The organism is Dactylosporangium sp. CA-092794 (assembly GCF_050948465.1).
Classification (GTDB): domain Bacteria; phylum Actinomycetota; class Actinomycetes; order Mycobacteriales; family Micromonosporaceae; genus Dactylosporangium.
In genome coordinates this window covers 7,745,998-7,765,218 of record NZ_CP192044.1, presented here as the reverse complement: position 1 = coordinate 7,765,218, position 19,221 = coordinate 7,745,998, and the positions used below count along the sequence as shown (strand labels likewise).

Annotated in this window: 20 protein-coding genes; 9 read left to right on the top strand and 11 right to left on the bottom strand. The window is 73.5% G+C overall.

Translation table 11 applies throughout. From position 1 onward, the window contains the following. Positions 1-37 precede the first annotated feature (37 nt). Positions 38-490: a hypothetical protein gene (locus ACQPXD_RS33105; RefSeq protein WP_432825265.1), complete on the bottom strand. Its 453-nt coding sequence runs from the start codon at positions 488-490 to the stop codon at positions 38-40. A gap of 63 nt (positions 491-553) precedes the next feature. On the opposite strand from ACQPXD_RS33105, the gene ACQPXD_RS33100 reads away from it, so the two are divergent. Continuing rightward, positions 554-1,165 carry an MBL fold metallo-hydrolase gene (locus tag ACQPXD_RS33100; protein ID WP_432825264.1) on the top strand — a complete coding sequence of 204 codons (612 nt, stop codon included), beginning with the start codon at positions 554-556 and terminating at the stop codon, positions 1,163-1,165. Positions 1,166-1,173: 8 nt separating this feature from the next. On the opposite strand, the gene ACQPXD_RS33095 is transcribed toward ACQPXD_RS33100, so the two are convergent. After that, entirely contained in the window at positions 1,174-1,608 is a 435-nt protein-coding gene (locus tag ACQPXD_RS33095; RefSeq protein WP_432825263.1) for a MarR family winged helix-turn-helix transcriptional regulator, read from the bottom strand. 66 nt (positions 1,609-1,674) lie between these two features. Here ACQPXD_RS33095 and ACQPXD_RS33090 point away from each other — a divergent pair, with 66 nt between their 5' ends. Then, positions 1,675-2,967 carry an FUSC family protein gene (locus tag ACQPXD_RS33090; RefSeq protein WP_432825262.1) on the top strand — a complete coding sequence of 431 codons (1,293 nt, stop codon included), beginning with the start codon at positions 1,675-1,677 and terminating at the stop codon, positions 2,965-2,967. Between the two features lie 7 nt (positions 2,968-2,974). Here ACQPXD_RS33090 and ACQPXD_RS33085 read toward each other — a convergent pair whose 3' ends face one another. Continuing rightward, complete coding sequence (locus ACQPXD_RS33085; RefSeq protein ID WP_432825261.1) at positions 2,975-4,588, bottom strand: nuclear transport factor 2 family protein; 1,614 nt, start codon at positions 4,586-4,588, stop codon at positions 2,975-2,977. A gap of 144 nt (positions 4,589-4,732) precedes the next feature. Here ACQPXD_RS33085 and ACQPXD_RS33080 point away from each other — a divergent pair, with 144 nt between their 5' ends. Further along, positions 4,733-6,181, top strand: coding sequence for a pyridoxal phosphate-dependent decarboxylase family protein (locus tag ACQPXD_RS33080; RefSeq protein WP_432825260.1), 1,449 nt, complete (start codon positions 4,733-4,735; stop codon positions 6,179-6,181). Positions 6,182-6,205: 24 nt separating this feature from the next. On the opposite strand, the gene ACQPXD_RS33075 is transcribed toward ACQPXD_RS33080, so the two are convergent. Next, the gene (locus ACQPXD_RS33075; RefSeq protein WP_432825259.1) at positions 6,206-6,823 is read right to left on the bottom strand and encodes an L-threonylcarbamoyladenylate synthase; all 618 of its coding nucleotides are present in this window, start codon (positions 6,821-6,823) and stop codon (positions 6,206-6,208) included. A gap of 29 nt (positions 6,824-6,852) precedes the next feature. Here ACQPXD_RS33075 and ACQPXD_RS33070 point away from each other — a divergent pair, with 29 nt between their 5' ends. Then, a complete protein-coding gene (locus ACQPXD_RS33070) occupies positions 6,853-7,212 on the top strand; it encodes a nuclear transport factor 2 family protein (protein ID WP_432825258.1) in 360 nt (119 codons plus the stop codon). Here the strand turns inward: ACQPXD_RS33070 and ACQPXD_RS33065 are convergent. Beyond that, positions 7,178-7,900 (bottom strand): hypothetical protein, encoded by a 723-nt coding sequence (locus tag ACQPXD_RS33065; protein WP_432825257.1) that lies wholly within the window; start codon positions 7,898-7,900, stop codon positions 7,178-7,180. The two genes, ACQPXD_RS33070 and ACQPXD_RS33065, sit on opposite strands and share 35 nt — an antisense overlap. A 131-nt stretch (positions 7,901-8,031) precedes the next feature. Beyond that, a complete protein-coding gene (locus tag ACQPXD_RS33060; protein ID WP_432825256.1) occupies positions 8,032-8,892 on the bottom strand; it encodes an NAD(P)H-binding protein in 861 nt (286 codons plus the stop codon). A gap of 105 nt (positions 8,893-8,997) precedes the next feature. Here ACQPXD_RS33060 and ACQPXD_RS33055 point away from each other — a divergent pair, with 105 nt between their 5' ends. The 4 genes from ACQPXD_RS33055 (at position 8,998) to ACQPXD_RS33040 (ending at position 11,652) form a co-directional block, all read left to right on the top strand. Continuing rightward, complete coding sequence (locus ACQPXD_RS33055) at positions 8,998-9,558, top strand: TetR/AcrR family transcriptional regulator (RefSeq protein ID WP_432825255.1); 561 nt, start codon at positions 8,998-9,000, stop codon at positions 9,556-9,558. Between the two features lie 80 nt (positions 9,559-9,638). Further along, complete coding sequence (locus ACQPXD_RS33050; protein ID WP_432825254.1) at positions 9,639-9,974, top strand: YciI family protein; 336 nt, start codon at positions 9,639-9,641, stop codon at positions 9,972-9,974. A gap of 128 nt (positions 9,975-10,102) precedes the next feature. Beyond that, entirely contained in the window at positions 10,103-10,645 is a 543-nt protein-coding gene (locus ACQPXD_RS33045) for a sigma-70 family RNA polymerase sigma factor (RefSeq protein ID WP_432825253.1), read from the top strand. Between the two features lie 341 nt (positions 10,646-10,986). Continuing rightward, the gene (locus ACQPXD_RS33040) at positions 10,987-11,652 is read left to right on the top strand and encodes a septum formation family protein (RefSeq protein WP_432825252.1); all 666 of its coding nucleotides are present in this window, start codon (positions 10,987-10,989) and stop codon (positions 11,650-11,652) included. A gap of 188 nt (positions 11,653-11,840) precedes the next feature. Here ACQPXD_RS33040 and ACQPXD_RS33035 read toward each other — a convergent pair whose 3' ends face one another. The 4 genes from ACQPXD_RS33035 to ACQPXD_RS33020 form a co-directional block, all read right to left on the bottom strand. Then, a complete protein-coding gene (locus ACQPXD_RS33035) occupies positions 11,841-12,839 on the bottom strand; it encodes an SAM-dependent methyltransferase (protein WP_432825251.1) in 999 nt (332 codons plus the stop codon). A gap of 904 nt (positions 12,840-13,743) precedes the next feature. Then, complete coding sequence (locus ACQPXD_RS33030) at positions 13,744-14,328, bottom strand: hypothetical protein (RefSeq protein WP_432825250.1); 585 nt, start codon at positions 14,326-14,328, stop codon at positions 13,744-13,746. Then, entirely contained in the window at positions 14,291-15,460 is a 1,170-nt protein-coding gene (locus ACQPXD_RS33025; RefSeq protein ID WP_432825249.1) for a hypothetical protein, read from the bottom strand. The genes ACQPXD_RS33030 and ACQPXD_RS33025 overlap by 38 nt, the downstream gene beginning before the upstream one ends. 759 nt (positions 15,461-16,219) lie before the next feature. After that, entirely contained in the window at positions 16,220-16,369 is a 150-nt protein-coding gene (locus ACQPXD_RS33020; RefSeq protein WP_432825248.1) for a response regulator transcription factor, read from the bottom strand. An 86-nt stretch (positions 16,370-16,455) separates the two neighbouring features. Here ACQPXD_RS33020 and ACQPXD_RS33015 point away from each other — a divergent pair, with 86 nt between their 5' ends. Then, entirely contained in the window at positions 16,456-16,737 is a 282-nt protein-coding gene (locus ACQPXD_RS33015) for a hypothetical protein (RefSeq protein WP_432825247.1), read from the top strand. Here the strand turns inward: ACQPXD_RS33015 and ACQPXD_RS33010 are convergent. Next, positions 16,676-19,156, bottom strand: coding sequence for a glycoside hydrolase family 2 protein (locus tag ACQPXD_RS33010; protein ID WP_432825246.1), 2,481 nt, complete (start codon positions 19,154-19,156; stop codon positions 16,676-16,678). The two genes, ACQPXD_RS33015 and ACQPXD_RS33010, sit on opposite strands and share 62 nt — an antisense overlap. Positions 19,157-19,221: the final 65 nt, after the last annotated feature.

The following is a 19,221-nucleotide window of genomic DNA, read 5'->3' as shown; positions in this document are numbered from 1 at the left end:
AACGGGCCGCCGCTGTCCGCCCCGTCCGGTCCCGGCCTCAGCCGGTCAGGGAAACCCGCAGGTGGCCCAGGTCGAGCTCGCCGCGGCGGAGGCGGGCCAGGTCGGTGCGGTGGGCGTCGAGCGGCACGATCAGGGCGTGCCGGGTCGCCGCGGGCCGTGGCTGCGGGGCGCGGCGCGGCGGCGGGCCGGCGGCCAGTGCCTGCGGGAGGTGGCGCTCCGGGTGGCCGGCGCCGAGCCGCTGCCGGATGTCGGACCAGCGCTCGGCCGGGAAGCGCAGGGACTCGTCGGCGAGCACGAGGTCGTAGGGGATGCCGGCCGGGTCGCGCAGCGGGAACGCGACCAGGGTGCGGTCCCCGGCCAGCTCGGCCAGGGCCAGCATCCGCAGCGCGGTGCGGCGGGGCACGCGCAACTCCCCGGCGCGGGTGAGCACGGCGCCGGTCAGCGGGTAGGCCGGGCGCAGGACGCGGTACGAATACGGCCCGGCCTGCACGTCGTCGCGGAGTGCGGGGCGCCCCGGCGCGCGGCCGGACGGTACCGCATAGGCTTTGCCCTCATGGTGCGCATCGAGCGGCTGGTCACGTCGGGCACGTTCTCGCTCGACGGCGAGACCTTTGACGTCGACAACAACGTGTGGCTCGTCGGGGACGACGAGGAGGCGCTCGTCATCGACGCCGCTCACGACGCCGGGGCGATCCTGCACGCCCTGGGCCACCGCCGCGCCGTCGCGATCGTGTGTACCCACGGTCATGACGACCACATCGATGCCGCGCCCGAGGTGGCGCTGCGCACCGGCGCGCCGATCCTGCTGCACCCCGACGACCTGCCGCTGTGGCACATGAAGCACCCCGCTCTCGAACCGGACACGCACCTTGCCGACGGCCAGGCGCTCACCGTAGCGGGTATCGCATTGACGGTGCTACACACTCCCGGCCACAGCCCGGGCGCGGTGTGCCTGCACGCGCCGGCGCTGGGCGCGCTGTTCTCCGGGGACACGCTGTTCGAGGGCGGGCCGGGCGCGACCGGTCGATCGTTCTCGGACCGGCCGACGATCCTGCGCTCGATCCGGGCGCGGCTGCTGACCCTGCCGGCGGAGACCGTCGTGCACACCGGCCACGGCCCGGACACCACGATCGGTGCGGAGGCGGCCGCGTTCCCCGCCGAGTAGCGGGAGCGTCAGTCCAGGTCGGCGAGGCGGGACAGGATCGCGGCGGCGCGCAGCAGCACGTCGCGCTCGTCCGCGCTCACCTCGTCGTGCATGACCCCGGCGAGCCACTCGTCGCGCACCCGCATGTCGGCGGCCAGCGCGGCCCGTCCCGGGTCGCTGATCGAAAACACCCGCTGGCGCTTGTCGGCCGGGTTCTGCAGGCGGGTGATGTACCCGTCGGTCTCGAGGTCGGCCAGCACCCGGGTCACCGACTGCGGCTGCAGCCGGTCGGCCGCGGCGAGCGCGCCGGCCGTCAACGGGCCCCGGCGGGCCAGGTGCCCCAGCATGCTGATCTTCGTGAGGCTCAGCCCCTCGGCCGCGCGCTGCAGTTGTAGCCGGCGGGAGAGCCGCTGGGTGGCTCGGCGCACCGCGCGGGCGGCGCTGAGATCCGGATCGGGTTCCACGGTGCCCTGTCGGAGCGAGGTCGAAGGAGCTTGACGCTCACGGTACCCCGCTGAGATATTCAGCAGGTGCGTAATATCTGGCCGGCGGTCGCCGGGTTCGCGCCCGTGCTCGCCACCGTCGTCACCCTCGCGCCGATCGGCGGCGCCGCGCACACCGGCGTCGGCATCGTGGTGCTGGGTGCCGCGGTCAGCCTGATGGCCGGCCGCTCGGCGCAGCGGCACAGCCCGTGGCGGCTGCTGCTGGTGCCGGTCGGCGCGGTGGTCGTCGCCGTGTTCGCGGTGCTGTTCCACGCCGGGCACGCCTACGGCGACGCGTTCTTCGTCGTCGCGGTCGCCGGCGCCACCGCCGCCCGGGCGCTCGGCCCGGCCGCCGGGCGGTTCGGCCGGGCCCTGGTCCTGCCGCTGATCGGCATGCTCATCGCCCCGATCGACCCGACCGGCCATCCGCTACGGACCCTGGCGTGGGCGACGCTGGCGGTGTTCGTGGCCGAGGCGTATGTGCTGCTCGCCCGGCTGATGCCCGGTACCACCGCGGCAGAGGAACCGCCGAGCACGGCGGCGCCCCGGATCCACGTGTGGCGGGGCGTGCAGTCGGCGCTCGCCCTCACCCTGGCCTTCGCGGCCGGCCAGGCGTTCTTCGGCGAGCACTGGCCGTGGCTGGTGATCAGCGCCTACACGGTGGGCGCGGCCGCCCGTTCGCGCGGCGAGGCCCTGCTGCGCGGCGCCCACCGGACCCTCGGCGCGCTCGGCGGCACCCTGGTCGCGACGGCCGTCGCCTTCGCCATCGGCGACCGCCGTCCCCTGGCGGTCGTGCTCTTGTTGGTGGTACTCGCGGCAGGCTTCTATCTGCGCCAGTACGCCTACGCCTGGTGGGCCGCGAGCGTGACGGCGGCGCTGGCCCTGCTGTACTCGCTGCTCGGCACGGGCGCCACCGACGCGCTGCCGCTGCTCGCGCTGCGCTTGCTGGGCGTCGTGGCCGGCGCGCTCTGCGCGATCCTGCCGGCGACGCTGCTCGCCCCGATCCGCACCGGCGCCGTGCTGCGCAAGCGCACCGCCGAGGCGCTCCGCGCGATCCGGGACGGCCTGTCGGCGGGCGACCTCGGACCGGCCGAGCGGCACATCGCCGCCCTGCGCGAGGCGGCCGCGCCGCTGCTGGCGATCCGCCGCTTCCACCGCCGGCGCGAGCTGGACTGGGTGGACGCCCTCACCGGCCTGCGGCCCGACCTGCGCACCCTGTCGGCCCGCCCGGACGACCGGGCCGCGCTCGGCCGGGTCCGCCGCGTGCTGGGCGAGGTCGCCGCCGACGTCCGCGCCGCCTCGGCCGAGGCCCGCGGCGAGCCCGTGACCGCCGGTGCCTGACCGGCGTTCAGGGCCGTTTCCGGTCCGCCCAGACCTGGTCCGCCACGGCGCGGGCATCCCACTCGGCGGTGGCCGAGGCGATCAGTCCGTCCGGGCCGAACCGGAAGCGCTCGGTGCCGCCGAAGCGCACCGGCGAGCCGAGGAAGCTCACCGCGTCGAACTCCCACCGCACGGCCGCGCCCGCCCCGTCGATGGACAGCTCGGAGTAGCTCGCCCGGATCTTGGGGAACAGGGCGGCGAAGGACCGGAAGCCGGTCGTCAGGTGGCCCCGGCCCCGGTACGGCCGGGTCGCCGGCAGCAGCCGGAACTGGCCGTCGGCGGCGAACAGGCCGGCCCACGCCTCGGCGTCGGCGTCCGAGACGGACGCGAAGTAGGCCTCGACGGCGGCCCGGATCGTCTCCGGCGGGCACGGCACCGCGTCCGGGTCCGGATCCGCGGCCGGGCCGTCGCCGGTCTCGGCCCGCAGGATGTCGACGCCCTCCTCGGCGGCGTGCCGCAGATGCATGATCATCGAGAGCTGGTGCCGCTCCAGGTCGAGATCGGGCATGGGCGGCCGGATCGCCCGCTCGCCGATGCCGCGGATCGCGTAGCCGAGCGTGCCGGCGCCGTGCGCGCCGTGCACGTTGGTGACGAGCAGGTAGTGCATGAAGAAGAACGCCTGGCAGCTCTTCGCGACCGCCTGCACGGCGTGGAGGTAGCGGAACTCGGCCAGCGCGGTCCCCGGCCGGTCGAGCAGGTCGGCCGGGGAGCGGCCCTGCCGGGCCAGCGCCGCCACCAGCGGGCGGATCAGGTCCCGGGACAGCAGCGCGAGGCGCTGCGCGGCCGGGGACTGGGCGCCGCTCGCGTCGCGCAGCCGCACGCTGAGCGGGTGATAATCGGCCAGGTTCATCAGCTCGAGCAGCTGCCCGGCGGCGGAGGCCAGGTCGATCGCCCGGGCCGCCGACTCCGCCCGGGCCGCCGCCGGCTCCCACCGGCCCTCGCCGGCCAGCCGGGCGGCGTCGTCGTGGTAGTGCCGGGCGACCCGCAGCCAGCACTCGGTGATCTGGTGGGCGATCCGGAAGAGGTGGTCCTCCGGGCCGGACGGCGGGACCGCGCGCGGCGCGCGGACGACGTCGGGCCGCACCACGGACCGGTACCGCAGCCGCGGCCGGGACGCGTCGATCACGGGGCCGGCCACGCCGTGGCGGCCGCACGCGGCGGCGAGGTGCTCCTCGACGCCGATGCGGTAGTGCGCGGGGGTACCGAAGGCGCGGGCGACCCGCTCCAGCGCGGCGGGGTCGAGGCGGTCCAGCGCCGCGAAGCCGGTGGGCAGGCCGGCGCCGGCCTCGGCGGGCCCGGCGGAGCGGTCGAGGAACGGCTCGGGGGGATCGGCGGGCTCGGCCGCGATCAGCTCCCGCTCGAGGGCAAGGCCGTCGGCGAGCAGCGCGACGTACCGGCGCAGCCGCCGCTCGGCGAACGCCTCGGGGCGGGCGTCGGCCAGCGCTTCCTCGACCAGCCGCAGGCACAGTTCGGCGGCCTGGAATCCGGCGGCGACGACCACGCCGAACGGCCAGCCCGGCTGATCCCAGTGCGCGCTGAGGCGGGGGAACTCGATGTACAGGGAATACGGTGTCGATGACATCGCCGCGACTCTCGACAGATCCGCCGGAAATGCCGCGGACGCTCGCCGACGCGAACATAGATCACGACCGGCACGGTGGCAATGTGGAACTGGTCACCGTCGTCGATGTGCAGCGCATACCGGCGGTTGGCGTACGTTGCCCACGTGGACGGTGCTGATCGGCGAATCCCGGACTGGGAAGCCGTCCTGGCGGCGATCGGGCCCGAGTTCGGCGATTTCCTGCTCGCGCACCGCGACCCGACCCGCTTCGCCACGTTCGCCGCCACGCCGGCGGTCGAGACGCTGGCCCGGCGGCCCCGCGCGCTGCCGGAGGAGGGCACCGGCCTGTCGGAGCCGCTGCGGGAGGTCCGCCGCCTGGTCCTGGACGAGGGCTACGCCAACGGGGCGCACCCGCAGTACTTCGGCTACTTCCACCCGCGGCCCCTGCCGGCCGCGGTGCTCGGCGACGCCATAGCGGCCCTGCTCAACCAGAGCCCGGCCGCGTGGCGGATGGGGCCGGCGGCCACCGCCCTCGAGTGCGAGGCGCTGGCCTGGGTGGCCGACTTCGTCGGCTACCCGCCCGCCGCCCCGGGCGCACTGCCGGGCGTCTTCACCTCCGGCGGCTCGGCGGCCAACCTCGCCGGCCTGAAGCTCGCCCGCGACGTCGTCCTGGGGCGCGCGACGCAGGAGACCGGCGTCGCCGGCAGCGCCGTGCGGCCCACCTTCTACGCCTCCACCGAGAGCCACTACTCGATCGCCCGGGCGCTGGACATCCTCGGCGTCGGGCGGGCCGCGCTGCGGCTGGTGCCGGCCGGCCCGCACGGCGCGGTGCCGGCCGCCGCCGTGCGCGACCAGGTGCTGCGGGACATCGCCGCGGGCCACACCCCGGCCTGCGTGATCGGCCTGGCCGGGGCGACCGCGACCGGGGCGGTGGACCCGCTGGACGCGCTGGCCGACCTCGCGGCCGAGCACGGCATGTGGTTCCACGTCGACGGGGCGGCCGGCGCGCCGTTCGCGGCACTGCCCGAGACCCGGGCCGCGTTCGCCGGCCTGGCCCGGGCCGACTCGGTGACCGTGGACCCGCACAAGTGGTTCTTCGTGCCCTACGGGCTGGGGTGCCTGCTGACCCGGGACAGCGCCGAGGCGGCCCGCAGCTTCCGCGGCGGCGCGCACTACTGGCGCATCGAGGACCAGATCGACATGGTCTTCATGGGCCCCGAGGGGGCGCGGCCGTGGAAGTCGCTCGGTCTCTGGCTGGCGCTGCGCCAGCTCGGCCGGCAGGGCTACGCCGAGCTCCTGCTGGGCAACCTCGCCGTGGCCCGGCACCTGGCCGAGCTGGTGCGCCGCCGCGACGGCTTCGAGCTGTTCGCCGAGCCCACCGTGCCGATCTGCTGTTTCCGGCTGCTGCCGCCGGGGGAGGGCCACGGCGACGCCGAGGTCGACGCGTTCAACGAGGACGCGCAGCGGACCCTCGTCGAGGGCGGCGAGTTCTACGTGACGACGTGCCGGCCGGGCGAGCGCACCTACCTGCGGGTGGCCGTGAGCAACTTCGCCTCGCGGCCCGGCCACGTCGAGGCGCTGCTCGACCGGCTCGACGACATCCGCCGCCGCTGACCGGCTGGCTGGCGGCCGGGGCCGTCACTCGAAGCGGGCCGGATCCCCGGCGCCGACGCGGAGGATCTCCGGCTCGTCCTCGGACAGGTCGACCACGGTCGTCGGCTCGGTGCCGCACTCGCCGTCGATGACCGCGTCGAGCTGGTGGTCGAGCTGCTCCTTGATCTCCCAGCCCTGGGTCATCGGCTCGTCCTGGCCGGGCAGCAGCAGGGTGCTGGACAGCAGCGGCTCGCCGAGCTCGGCCAGCAGGGCCTGGGTCACGGTGTGCTGCGGGATGCGCACGCCGACGGTGCGTTTCTTCGGGTGCAGCAGCCGGCGCGGCACCTCCGGGGTGGCCGGCAGGATGAACGTGTAGCTGCCCGGGGTCGCGGCCTTGACCAGCCGGAACACCGAGTTGGAGATCTGCACGAACTGGCCGAGCTGGGCGAAGTCGCGGCACACGAGGGTGAAGTGGTGCCGGTCGTCCAGGCGGCGGATGTCGCGGATGCGCTCGAGCCCGGGGCGGCTGCCGAGCTGGCAGCCCAGCGCGTAGCAGGAGTCCGTCGGGTAGGCGATCAGGCCGTCGTCGCGCAGCAGCGCCACGACCTGCTGCAGCAGCCGCGGCTGCGGATTGTCCGGGTGCACGTCGAAGTACCTCGCCACGGCCCCAAGCCTACGTGTACGAATAGCCCATGACGGATCTGGAGGCCGTAACCCAGTGGGTCGAGGGTTACGTGCGGGCATGGAACAGCAACGAACCGGCGGACATCGGGGCGCTGTTCGCCGAGGACGCCGCCTACTACCCGGCGCCGTTCCGCGAGCCGTGGCGGGGCCGGGCCGCGATCGTCGCCGAGTGGCTCACGCACGCCGACGCGCCCGGCCGGACCGCGTTCAGCTGGTTCCCGGTGACCGTCGGGCCGGACCTGAGCATCGTGCAGGGCACCACGACCTACCCGACCGCGGTCTACAGCAACCTGTGGCTGATCCGCCTGGACACGGTGGGCCAGTGCCGCGAGTTCACAGAGTGGTGGATGGAGCATGACGCGGGTTGAGCCGCCGCCACACCACGAGCACGAACGCGCAGAGCAGCGCGAGCATCACGATCCGCAGCGCGGCGAACATGGCGGCGGTGTGGCCGACCGTGAGCGCCTCGGCGACGAACGCCGCCGGATCCTGGGGCCGGGTCTCGTCGCGGGCCGCCTCGGCGATCAGGTACAGCACCAGCGGGACCAGCGCCAGCCGCCAGCCGAGGTACGTCCAGTGCCGTAGCACCGTCCGCCGGTCCCGGCCGAGCCGGTCGGCGGCCCGCCCGACGAGCCCGAACCACACCGCGAACATCAGCAGCGTCACCCACAGCGCGACGGTCACCGCCCCGGCGACCCGGTCGGCGAGGTCGAGGATCGAGCCGCCGGCGGGCTGGTCGGCGCCCGCGGGGTCGGCCTCCCACCGGCGCAGCAGCGTGTCCTGGCGGCCCAGGACCCACAGGTCGAGCACGAGCAGCGCCACGTGCAGGGCGGTGACGGCGAGGAACAGCCAGGTGTACGCGCGCAGGGCGACCGGCGGCCGGTCCGGCAGCTCCTCGAAGTCCTCGGCCGCGGCCGCCTCGTCCGCGACGGTCTCGTCGGGCCCGGGACCGGGGTCGCCGACGAGCGCGGCGAGATACGCGGCGGACGGCACGCCGCCGTGCCGGACGCACAGGTTGATGCCGCGGGTGGCGTGGCCGGGTGCTCCACAGGTCACGCAAAGCATCGCCACAAGCTCTGCAGCCTAGCCGCCGGCGGGGGAGCACGCGTGACCCGGACCGCCCGTTTGCCCCGGCCGTTCGGTCCGGATTCACCGTCCCGCCATGTTCCGTCCGATTTGGGCCGCCGTCAGCCCCACGCCCAGGCGTCGACCGCCTGCCGCACCGCCTCCCGGGCCGGCGTGGGCGCCCGGCCGAGCAGGGCCGCCAGGTCGCCGGTCACCGTCCCGGCCCAGCCGGCCCGGAAGCCGGTGTAGAGGGCGAGCAGCTGGTCGGCGGCCGCCTCCGGGAAGCCCTTGGCCACCCAGCGGGCGCGGAAGTCGGCCTCGCTCTCCGGCCGGTACTCGATGCCGGGCCCGGCCAGCTCGGCGAGCTCGGCCCAGCCGACCGTGTCGGGTCCGGTGAGGTCGTAGCGCGCCCCGTCGTGCGCACCGTCCGCGGCCAGGATCCGCGCCGCCGCCTCGGCCTGGTCGGGCGTCGCGCCGACGGCGGCCCGGGCGTCGCCGGCCGGGGCGGTCAGCACCCCGTCGCGCCGGGCCGCGACGACGTCCCGGGCCAGGGTGGTGGCCAGGCCGTAGCCGACCCGGACCAGCGTCCAGGGCAGCGGCTGCGCGCGTACCGCCGCCTCGGTATCGGCGAAGTCGGTCAGCGTCGGCACCGGGTTGCGGTCGCAGTCCTGCCAGCTGGTGACGACGATCCGCCGGGCGCCGGCGGCCCGGGCGGCCGCGACGGCGGCGCGCAGCTGCGGCCCGCGCACGTCCGGCGCGGCGCCGGCGTATGTGCCGTTGACGAACACCGTCTCCGCCCCGGCGAACGCGCCCGCGAGGCTCTCGGGCCGCCCGAAGTCCGCCTCGCGCACGTCGACGCCGCGCTCGCGCAGTGCCTCGGCGCCCGCCGCGTCGCGCACGCTGACCGCCACGCCCTCCGCGGGCACCAGCGTGAGCAGGTGCTCGGCGACGAGCCGGCCGAAGGGGCCGTTAGCCCCGGTCACGATAATCATGCTCAGCCTGTCCTCCCGATATCCGGGTCTTGCGCCCCGGTTCTCGGCGAGACTTTACCGGGGCGATGACCCCGTTTTCAAGGTGGGGGGTACCGCATGCCAGAACGCCGGCCGCGCGCCGACGCCGTCCGCAACCGCCAGCGCGTGCTGTCCGCGGCCCGGGAGGCCTTCGCCGCGGAGGGCCCGGCGGTGAGCCTGGACGACGTGGCCCGCCGCGCCGGCGTCGGCCCGGGCACCGTGCACCGCCACTTCCCGACCAAGGACGCCCTGTTCGCCGCCGTGATCGCCGACCGCCTGGCCGACCTCGCGGCCGGCGCCCGGGACCTCGCGGACGCCCCGGACCCGGGCCGGGCGTTCTACGACTTCTTCCACCGCCTCGCCGCCGAGGCCGGGCAGAACCTGGCCCTGTCCGCCGCCCTGACCGACCCGGCGCAGGTCGGCGCGGCGATCCACGCGGCCGGTGCCGACCTGGAGACGGCCCTGGCCGCGCTGCTGCGCCGGGCCCAGGACGCCGGCGCGGTCCGGGCCGACCTCACGACCACCGAACTGCACGCGGTGATCGCCGGCGCGCTGCTCATGGAGCAGCGCCTGCCGGAGTCGTCGAAGGGCTACGGCCTGCGCCTGGTCGCCGACGGCCTGGCGCAGCGCCCCGGCTGAAATTGCCCGGCCGGCGCTGTCCGGATCCGTCGGGCCCGTCCGTCTCTAGGGTTGAGTCCAACGGTTGTGAGGAGAGCCCGATGAAGTACCTCATGTTCGTCTGCAGCGACGCCGAGCCCGACACCGACACGGCGGACGAGCCGGACATCGACGTCTGGGTGCGGGAGAACGACGAGGCCGGGCGCCGGGTGCGCGGGGCCGTCCTGGCACCCGCGTCGACGGCCACGACGGTCCGGGTCCGGGGCGGCGACCTGCTGGTCACCGACGGGCCGTTCGCCGAGACCAAGGAGGTCATCCTCGGCTTCGACCTGCTGGAATGCGCCGACCTGGACGAGGCGATCGAGGTGGCCCGGACCCACCCGATGGCCCGCGGCGGCCGCCTGGAGATCCGGCCGTTCGCCGACTTCGAGCAGTGACCGCTCCCTCGCCCGCCGCTTCGCCGACTTCCCCGGCCGCGTCTTCAGCGGCGTTTTTGGTGGCCGCCGCCGCGAGCGCTGTTTCGGCGGCCGCTGCGGCGTCTGCGGCTGAGGCTTATCCGCGGATCGTGGGCGCGCTCATCCGGCTCACCGGCGACTGGGACCTGGCCGAGGACTGCGCGCAGGAGGCCCTGGCATCGGCGCTGCAGCACTGGCGGGCCGCCGGCGTGCCGGACAACCCGGCGGCGTGGCTGATGACGGCGGCCCGCAACCGCGCCGTCGACGTGCTGCGCCGGGCCACGCTCGAGCGGGCCAAGCTGCGCGAACTGGCCGTGCTGGAGCACGGGGACCCCGAACCGCCGCCCCCGGGCGGCCTCGCCGACGACCGGCTGCGACTGATCTTCACCTGCTGCCACCCGGCGCTGCCGCTGGAGGCCCGGGTGGCGCTGACGCTCCGCACGGTCTGCGGCGTCCGTACCGCCGACATCGCCCGCGCCTTCCCGGTCACCGAGGCGACGATGACCCGCCGCCTGACCCGGGCCAAGACCAAGATCGCGCAGGCCGGCGACCTCCAGCGCGCCGCCGCCCTCTTCCGCCGCGCCGCCACCCTGGCCCACACCGAGCCCGAACGCACCGCCCTCCTCACCCGCGCCGCCGAGACCGCCCCCTGATGTCCGCTTCGTCGCAGGAGGCCGAAGCGCCGACTGCCGGACTGATGGTTGTGGGCTTGGGTCCGGCCCGGCGTCGGTAGTCTCCAGATCATGGGGAAGCCGGCGGCCCTGGGCATGGCCGTGCTCGTGCTGGGGTTGGCCGCGTGTCGTCCCGGCGCGACGGCTGAACCGCAGTCGTCCACGGCGCCTCCCACGGCCGGGTCCGCCGGGCCGGTCACCGGGCAGTGCCTCACCGGCAAGCCCGTGAGCCCGTTCAGCCCTCGCTACTACCGCAGCGAACCAACCGCCTGCCGTCGGCCACACGGCGGGAGGTCGTCACCGCCGGCACACTGCCTGACGGTGTGGCGCCGCCCGCCCCGGGCAGCGACGCCTACGTGGCCGCGTACGCCGACTGTGGCGTCGCGGTCAGCCGCTACGTCGGCGGCGACTGGCACGACGCCCGGCTGGGCATCCACGTCGCGCTGCCCGACACGTCGTCGTGGGCCGCCGGCGGGCGCGCCGCCGTCTGTACCGCCTACGTGTTCGAGGATGTATCCACCGGGCTGGCGTCCGGCCGCTCCGGCCCGCTGCTGGGCGCCCTGGCCGGCCGGACGAACATGACCGACCTCCTCGATCTGCAGCTGCACTGCGTGGATGTGGTCTCGCAGCCGAGCTCCGACGGCTGGTACCAGACGCTGAACGGCCTCAGCACCGGCCGCTGCGACCAGCCGCACGCCGGCGAATACATCGGAACGGTTCCCGTCGCCGGGGCCACCCGCCCCACCGACGACGAACTCGCGACGGCGATGACCGCCGCCTGCCGGACCAAGGCGGCCGCGTTCCTCGGGCTCGGCCAGGTCCAGTTCGACCAGCGCACCGACATCCGCGTCACCTGGCCCGGCCTGAGCAACGACCAGTGGCAGGCCGGCGAGCACACCCAGCGGTGTTTCGCGCTGGTGCCCTACGCGAGCAAGGTCCAGACCAGCCTGAAGGGGCTCGGTGCCGGTGCGCTGCCAACCCTGAACTGACACGGGACCGTTCCGCCACCGGCGGTCGAGATCCGTTGCCCGGAACTATTCCCCTAGCTCCGTCGAGATCCTCGACCAGCTCGACGCCGCAGCCGAGCCGTTCGCGTTTCCGGATCTGGGCGACGCGCGGCGCTGCAACCTCACCGACATCCTCCACGTGTTCGGTAACTGTCCGACCAAGTGGCGTATCAAGGCTTGCGGCCTACCGCGCAGTACACGTCGAGGGCGGCCGGTGCTGTTCCCGGCGCAGGCCGCCACAGCGACGTCGGCACCAGGCCGGGCTCGAGCAGTTCCAGGCCCTGGAAATAGCCACCGATCTCCTCGGGCGTGCGCAGGTTGTACGGGTGTCCGCTCTGGTTGGCGACCCGCTGGCTCTCCACGCTCCGCGCGCTGGTGCTTGTCCCGTCGCTCACCGCCAGGTAGCTGCCCGAGGGCACGGCATCGAGCAGCCGCTCCGCGATCGAGCGGGCCTCGGCGTAGTCGGCGACGTTGCCCAGGATGCCGATCATGGTCAGCGCCACGGGCTTGCTGAAATCGAGTGTCCGGGCAGCCTCGGTGAGGATCCGTTCCGGATCCTCCACATCGGAGTCGACGTACGCGGTCTCCCCCTCGGGTGAACTCGTCAGCAGCGCGCGGGCATGCGCCAGCACGAGCGGATCATTGTCGACATACACGATCCGTGACTCGGGTGCCGCTCGCTGCGCGACCTCGTGGGTGTTGTCGGCCGTCGGGAGACCGGTACCGATGTCCAGGAACTGCCGGATGCCCACCTCACCGGCGAGGAGCGTGACCGCCTGGTTGAGGAACCTCCGCTGCGCCTTGGCGACGGCCGCGATCTCCGGGTTCGCCGAGCGGAGCGCCTCGCCCAGCTCCCGGTCGACGGCGAAGTTGTCCTTGCCGCCGAGGAGGTAGTTCCATACCCGAGCGCTACTCGGCCGGGTTGCGTCGATTTTGGGATCGGTCATCAGGAATGCCCTCCGATGAGGCGGCCGTTGGACAGTGATCCTAGGCAATGCCTCCCAGACTCCGCGAATGCCCAGGGACGACGAGGCGCGGCCGGCCACCGTCGGGTGGCCGACCCGTCCCCGGCAACCGCTGCCGAACCGAGCGCGGTCGATCGCTCGAGGCACCGCCGGTGGCAGCGGGACCAGCACGGCCTTGTCCCCCTTGCCGCGGACTTTCAGCACGCGGTGGCCGGGTTCCTCGCCGACGCTCGCGCCGCAGGCAGCCGAGCAGGCCCCGCATGGCGATCAAGGCGAAGCCGTTGACGTTCACCGGCGATTCAGCACCGCGCGGAGGGTGACGGACGTACCAGCAGGCCGCGCACGACTCGCGGCATGAGCGTGCGCCATTTGACATTCTTCGTCGATGGTCGGGGCGGTGATTGCGGCAGGGTTCTGGGAGAATCAATGAATGGCGCAGCTACAGCTTTTTACCAGGAGCGAATTGGCTGCCATGCGCGACCGGACCAGGTCGCGTCGCTATTGCCCGGCAAAAGAAGAATTCCGCCGGGAACACGAACGACACCGGGCCTGGGGGCTGGCCAGACGTCACGCCGACAAGCTCCGCCGCATCCACGGCACCACTCCACCGGCGACCACCGTCGAGGATCGGCGGGACGACACGGCGCCCGAGACGGCGCCCGTTCCGACCCCGGAAACAACTACTGAACAGGCCGGACCTCGCGCGCGTGACACCAGTCCGGACCGCCACACCACCGTGCCGGACCAGACGCCTGGCGCCGATCGACCCAGCCCGGTCCGCCAGCCCCGGTGCACACCCGGCCCGCCGCGCTGGCCCGCCACCGCGGCAACGAGCGGACCTGTAGGCAGCGGCACATCGCACCCGCCGACGCGTCAACGCCGTCGCTGCGAAAGGTCAGGCGCGAAACGCTCCAGCCATTATCCGAACGAGCCGCCGGCGCCATTCTCGCGAACGTTTTCACAACGACGCTGCACGCGCGCTCATCGGCATGAGCGCGAGGCGATGTCGCGGTGCACCGTTGGGCGAACGACCACTAAGCGTGACGATCTTCGAGTTGACCGCCGCACGGTACTCGCGGCATGTGCGGATGCCTAGATCGCCGAGGTGTTAGTCGACCGGTAGCGCCGAGGCGTCGAGTTCCCATGCGCCGGCGGGGAGCAGGACGCACACGGGCCGCTCCTCCGGCGATGTCGCCGACTCGTAGGCCATGGTCACCTCCCGGGCGGCCCGGCTGTGTGGCGGCAGTAGCCGCATCACGATCCAGTAGGCCGGCCCGTCGCCGCGCTCCGCCGCATGCCGCAGCAGTGCGAACGCTGCGGCGTCGTCGCCTTTCTGGTGCAGCAGCCCGGCCAGGTTCACCTGCACGTCCAGGTCCCCGTCCGCGAGCGCGGCGCGCAGCAGATCCTCGGCCCCGTCCAGCACCCCGTCGTCCCAGAGCGTGACGCCCAGCATGTGCCGCGCACCCGGCACATCGGCCGCCACCGCTTCGCCCAGCAACCGCAGTGCCTCCGCGTGGGAGGCGGCGTCGGCCCTCGAATACTGATGCAGCAGGAACTCGGCCAGCCGGACCCGGGCCGGCCCGTAGCCGGCCGCCACCGCCGCGTTCAACAGCGCCAGCGCTTCGGCCTCGGCCGCTGCGCCCTCGTCGGCGAGCTCATCGCCGCGCCGAAACCACCGCTCCGGGTCGTCCACCCCGCCATGAAAGCACGCCTGCGGAAAGCATGCCCATGCGTAACGCTCTGGAGCGTTGGCCGGTCGGCGCGCCGATCACGGCACAGCGGGATGAGCGATCCCGGTGCAGCATTCGGACACTCGACGCGGGCGACCTGCATGCCGTGGTCCGCACGCTACTGACCGCCGCGGCCGGCGCGCCGACGCCACCGTCGGCGACAAACTCGTCACGCTGGGCCCAGTTGGTCACCGCACTCATGAATGACCCGCGTCGCGCTCGTGGCCCGGCACCGTTTGCGGCGGGCCGTTTGACGGGAGCGGCGTCGATGTCTGCGGTGAGTTCAGCTGCGCCAGCGGTACACCACGGCGCTCTTGTCGTTTCGGCAAGCCTCGAGTAGCCGGCCGGCGCGTTCTCGCAATGTCGTGGTGTCGGCGCTCTGGCGATGCCTGGCGGCCCAGATGTCGGCCTCGAGCGCGATAGCCGCGCGTTCCCATTCCTGTTCCGGGCCGAAGACTCGCTATCCGCTGCATCGCGGCTGTCACGGTAGCTCCTGCGTCCCCACGCCTGCCGTGCCAGCCCGCTGGAACCGACGATTGCGCACCAGGGCGGTTGTTCAAGATCGATCAAGGTCGGGCTTGGTTCGGCGGCCCCGGGCAGACCGAGCGCCGGCAGCAGTTCGAGCGGCAGTTCGTGGCCCCAGCCGGAATTACCGCGATAGTCATAGGCCGCGATGGCCCGGACCTGCTCCGGGACGGGAGTCAGCCCGGCGTTGCGGGCCCACTGCTCGAGATCGGCGCCGACGGCCTCCCGCGTACGCGCCGCCGGCCGAGGGCGATGCCGGTAGGTGCACGGAGCCTGGTCGACCGGCAGGTGGAACGACGTGGTCCAGCCCTCGGGCGTCCGCCCATGGACGCCGATGCAGTTGCCGTCGTTCACATACGCGGCGAGCACGCCACCACCCGTGGCGGCGACGAACCGTTCGCTGGCGGCAGCGAGGTCCTGCCGGTCCGCAATGCCCCGCGTCTCCAGCAGCTGCCAGCCCCGGCCGAGTTCGTACAGACGCTCATGCTGATATCCGAAACCGAGCGTCGCCTCCTCGTTAGCGAGGAGACGGTCGGACCGCGCCAGCACGAACGTCCCGAAGAAACCCACGGGCGCACGGTACGCCAAGAACTCAGCGACGACCGCCGGCACCGCCGTGGCCCTTGCCGCACGAGGCCGAGGCTCGACAGGTAGCCGGCCGCTGTCCACCGAGGCGCCCATTGCCCAACCTGCGGCGGCCCATCAAACTCTGATCGACACCGACGGCGGCCAGCCACGGCAACGAGTCGCGTTCGTAGACTCTTCGCGTACAGCTCAAATTTATTGCTCTTCCCTCTTGGATTTAAATCGCTTTTTGCTTTTTGCTTTTGCTCTGGCCGGCGTGACCACTGCAACCACGGGCGGGGCAGCGCACCGTGGCGCCGCGCTCCGTGAACATCGCAGCCAGCACGTATACGGGTTTGGGACTAAAGCAAGAGCAAAAGCATTTTAATTTTGAGAGAGAAAGGGCAATGATTTGGGCGATGCGCGAACAGTATTCGATCGCGACTCGTTGCCGTGGTTGGCCGCCGTCGGTCGAATCTCTCCGTGATCATGCAGGTCCCGGCAGTGCGGGGCGGGTTTTTCATGATTGCGGAACCTTACGGTACCTATGAGTACATTGACCTTCCACGATCATGAAAAACCCGTGATACGGCGGCGGCTTCGGCATGATCACGGAGAGTCTTGGCCGCGAGGCCCGAGCCGCGAGGCCTGAGGCCCGAGGCGCGAGCCGTGAGGCGCGAGGCCCGCTGGAATCACGCCGGTCGAGGGCTTGCCCGAGGTGGGACCGCCGTGCGGCGTGGGCAGTGCCGGTCGGGGCGGCCCCGGTCAGTGGTCCTGGGCGGCGAGCCAGCCGGCGATCTGGGTGCGCGAGGTGAAGCCGAGCTTGGTCAGGATGCTGCGCACGTGGCTCTCCACCGTGCGCTCCGAGATGAACAGCCGGGCGCCGATCTCCCGGTTGCTCAGCCCCTCGGCCACCAGCCGGGCGACGCCGGTCTCGCGGCGGCTGAGGGCGCCCGGAGCCGGGCCGGGCGGCGGTGCCGCGGCCTCGGCCGTGGCCGCTGATGGACAGCGCGGTGGTCTGCATGCTGGTGGGGATGTCGCTGCTGGGCCTGCTCGGGCTGCGGTATCCGGTGCGGCTGCTGCCGATCATGCTGTTCGAGGTGGCGTGGAAGGCCATCTGGCTCGGCGTCGTCGCGCTGCCGCTCTGGCTCGATCACCGGATGGACGCGGCCACCCGCGACCTGACCGGCGAGGTCCTCTGGATCGTCGTGATCGTGGTGACTATTCCGTGGGGGTACGTGTACTCGAACTCCGTGACCCGCCGGGGTGAGCGCTGGCGCTGACGACCAGGTCGTTGGCGGTGCGCAGGACCGGGGGAGCGGACCAGACGGCCGGGCCGGTCTCGGCGGTGCCGCGGACGCGGAGCGTGACCGACTCGCCGGGCAGCAGGGTGAGCAGCTGGCGGTCGACGGTGGCGGCCGGGTCGACCCGGTCGGCGAAGACCGTCAGGTCGCGCAGCAGGGTGCCGGCGGTGATCTCCAGGTCGACGCCGTCGCCGGCCGGGTGGACCGTGACGTCGGCGGCCGGGGCCGGGTAGGCGAGGTCCACGTCCTCGGCGAAGAACCACAGGGCGCGCTCGCCGGCGCCGTCGGCGACGACGAGCTCCGCGGCCGGGTCGTCGGGGGTGGTCAGCTCCGCGGGCAGCGTGACCGTCGCCGCGCCGGCGGGCGGGACGTCGAGCTCGATCGTGGCCTTGGCGCGCGGGTCGCCGGCGAAGGTGAGGCGGCGCACCTCCACCCGGGCCCGCCAGGGCGACAGCGTGTCGTTGACCGCCACGAGCGCCGGGGCGCCGTCGCGCGGCTGCAGCGTGACCAGCCGCTCCGCATAGCTTCGGCGGAGGGTGTACCACAGGGGCTTGCGCCGGCCGTCGCCGTCGACCGCCGACCACGAGGTGACCGGCCAGTTGTCGTTGAGCTGCCAGACGATCGTGCCGGTGCACAGCGGGCGCAGCGAGCGGAAGTGCTCGACGCCGAAGGCGATCGCCCGGGCCTGGTTGAGCTGCGTGGCCCAGTGCCAGTCGTCGAACCCCTGCGGCGGCGGGAAGTGGCCCTGCAGGCCGCGGGCGAGCTTCTCGTTGCCGCCGGTCGCCTTCTGGTGGTACCACACGCCGGGCGAGTCCGGCGCGAGCGGCTCGTCGCTGACCGCCCGGCGCAGCGTGGCGAACGTGGGCGGGGCCTGGAAGCCGAACTCGGCCGCGAAGCGCGGGCGGTAGCTGCCGTAGTGGCGGTAGTCGTGGGTGTTCCACACGTCCCAGATGTGGGTCGTGCCGTGGGCCGGGTCGTTGGGGTGGATCGCGGGATCGCCGGAATACGGGGTGCCGGGCCAGTAGGGCCGGGTCGGGTCGAGCTCGGCGACGATCCGCGGCAGCACGCCGAGGTAGTAGCCCTCGCCCCAGGTGCGCCCGGCCAGCTCCTCGCGCCAGCCCCAGTCGTGGAAGCCCCAGATGTTCTCGTTGTTGCCCACCCACAGCACCAGGCTCGGGTGCGGCATCAGCCGGACCACCTGCTCGCGGGCCTCCGCGGCGACCTCGCCGCCGATCGGCTCCTCTTCCGGGTACGCCGCGCAGGCGAACAGGAAGTCCTGGCCGACGAGCACGCCGAGCTCGTCGGCCAGGTCGTAGAAGTCGTCGCTCTCGTAGCGCCCGCCGCCCCACACCCGCAGGTAGTTCACGCCCGCGGCGATCGCCTGGCCGATCCGCTCGGCGTAGCGCTCCCGGCCGACCCGGGTCACGAACGCGTCGTCGGGGATCCAGTTGACCCCGCGCGCGAACACCGGCGTGCCGTTGATCCGCAGCACGAAGCGGGTGCCGTCGGCGTCGCGCCCGGTGTCCAGCTCGACCGTGCGGAACCCGACCCGGCGCCGCCAGGCGTCGAGGACGGCGCCGTCGCCGTCGCGCAGGGTCACGTCGAGCTCGTAGCGTCGCGGCTCGCCGTAGCCGCGCGGCCACCACAGCTCGGCGCCGGGCACCTCGACCCGGACCGAGGCCTCGGTCGCGCCGGCCGGCACCTCGGCGGTGGCCTCGTGGCCGCCGATCGCGGCGGTGAGGGTCAGCGGCCGGTCGGCGGCCCGCTCGACGGTGACCCGCACCTCCACGGTGCCGGTGCCGCCGGCGACCGTGACGAGGGGGCGCACCGCGGCGAGCCGCGCCGTGGACCAGGCGTCCAGCCCGATCGGCCGCCAGATCCCGGCGGTGACCACGGTCGGGCCCCAGTCCCAGCCGAAGTTGCTGGCCATCTTGCGGATGTACTGAAACGGTTCAGGATAGGCGTTGGGCCGCGGGCCGACCGCGTCGCGCACCGACTCGGCGTAGTCGTAGGCGGAGTCGAAGCGCACCCGCAACTCGTTGCCGGTGGGGCGCAGCACGGCGCCGACGTCGAAGCGGTACTCCCGGTGCATGTTCGCCGTGCGGGCCACCTCGACCCCGTTGAGCTCGACGGTCGCGACCGTGTCCAGCCCGTCGGCGACGAGGTCGATCCGGTCGCCGCGCAGCCCCTCCGCGTCGAACGTGGTCTCGTAGAGCCAGGCCGAGCGGCCGATCCAGTGCAGCCGCCGCTCGTTGTCGTCGAGGAACGGATCCGGGATCGCGCCGGCGGCCAGCAGGTCGGTGTGCACGCAGCCGGGCACCGCGGCGGGAAAGGCCACGGCCCCGGGCTCGGCGGCCCGGACGGTCCAGCCGGTGTGCAGGGGCCGCGGTGCAGGCATGGAGAACTCCCGAACTGAACCGGATAAGTAACCGAAAGCTGAACCCTATTTCGGCGCGCGAAGCG

Coding starts and splice junctions, on each gene's coding strand:
- ACQPXD_RS33055 (WP_432825255.1), top strand. CDS start 8,998: ATGCCAGAACGCCGGCCGCGCGCCGACGCCGTCCGCAACCGCCAGCGC.
- ACQPXD_RS33085 (WP_432825261.1), bottom strand. CDS start 4,588: ATGTCATCGACACCGTATTCCCTGTACATCGAGTTCCCCCGCCTCAGC.
- ACQPXD_RS33050 (WP_432825254.1), top strand. CDS start 9,639: ATGAAGTACCTCATGTTCGTCTGCAGCGACGCCGAGCCCGACACCGAC.
- ACQPXD_RS33010 (WP_432825246.1), bottom strand. CDS start 19,156: ATGCCTGCACCGCGGCCCCTGCACACCGGCTGGACCGTCCGGGCCGCC.
- ACQPXD_RS33100 (WP_432825264.1), top strand. CDS start 554: ATGGTGCGCATCGAGCGGCTGGTCACGTCGGGCACGTTCTCGCTCGAC.
- ACQPXD_RS33015 (WP_432825247.1), top strand. CDS start 16,456: ATGGACAGCGCGGTGGTCTGCATGCTGGTGGGGATGTCGCTGCTGGGC.
- ACQPXD_RS33070 (WP_432825258.1), top strand. CDS start 6,853: ATGACGGATCTGGAGGCCGTAACCCAGTGGGTCGAGGGTTACGTGCGG.